Genomic DNA, 1,300 nt, shown 5'->3' on the forward strand with positions numbered 1-1,300 from the left:
TGGTAATGAGCCGACCAGCCAGTAGCTTTAACCTTCTCTTCGACTTTTTCTTCAGACATCACATACTGCTCTTTCGTCTTGCGGCTAAAACGGACAATCGACGGATTGCCCTTATTATCTTTCACCGGCGCTGAGAAAAGAAATTCATACTTAGTATCAATTTCATCTTTATGAGGCAGCAGTTCACTCACTAAGGGAGCACGAGTTTCACGATTCTTCGGGAACTTACTTGCCGCGAGGAATAATCCCGCAGCCCCATCTCGTAAGATGTAAGTATCTTCAACCTTCTCACAAGTTAATTCAGGCATCGGCACTGGGTCCATCTTCGGTGGCGCGGCTTCACCATTTCGCAATAACTTACGAGTATTTTTACACTCTTCATTGGTACAACCAAAGTACTTACNAAAGCGGCCGGTGCGAAGCTGCATTTCTGATGAACACTTATCACACTCTAATACAGGGCCATCATAGCCCTTGATCTTAAACTCACCCTCTTCAACTTCATACCCAGAACAGTCCGGGTTGTTACCACAAACGTGTAGCTTACGTTGCTCATCGATCAGATAACTGTCCATGGCGGTTGAACAAATTGAACAACGGCGCTTCTTACGCAAAAGTTTTGACTCGCCTTCCTCATCATCTGCACTGGCGATTTCATCACCCGGTACAAGATTGATCGTCGATTTACAACGCTCTTTTGGCGGCAAGGAGTAACCTGAACAGCCCAAAAACACGCCCGTACTACCCGTACGAACCTGCATATGACGACCACAACTAGGGCAAGGAATATCTGTCTCGGTTGGATCATTTTCACGCATACCACCATCAAGCGACTGTGCTTGGTCTAGTTGAGTTGTGAAATGGTCGTAGAAATCATTAAGAACCGCTTTCCAGTCCTTTTCATCTTGAGCAACATCATCCAGTTGTTCTTCCATCTGAGCGGTAAAACTGTAGTCCATCAGCTCAGAGAAAGATTCAACCAAACGATCGGTAACAATATCCCCCATCTTCTCGGCGTAGAAACGCTTGTTTTCAAGCTTCACATAGCCACGATCCTGGATCGTTGAAATAATCGCTGCGTAAGTTGAAGGGCGACCGATCCCTCTTTTTTCCAATTCCTTAACCAAAGCGGCTTCTGAATAGCGCGCAGTCGGTTTGGTAAAATGCTGCTTGGGATCCAGTTTATCTAAAGATAGTTCATCGCCAACCTGAAGATCAGGAAGGATGACATCATCGTCTTTCTTGCTATTCGACGGCAACACTTTCAAGAAACCGTCGAACTTCATAACACGACCACGCG

At 45.8% G+C, this 1,300-nt stretch carries 1 protein-coding gene; it reads right to left on the reverse strand.

What is annotated here, in order from left to right; genetic code table 11:
* The coding region (locus A3729_RS08125) for a DNA topoisomerase (RefSeq protein ID WP_197475683.1) at window positions 1-1,300 on the reverse strand (1,300 nt) is incomplete at both ends.

It is taken from the genome of Oleiphilus sp. HI0043, from assembly GCF_001634935.1.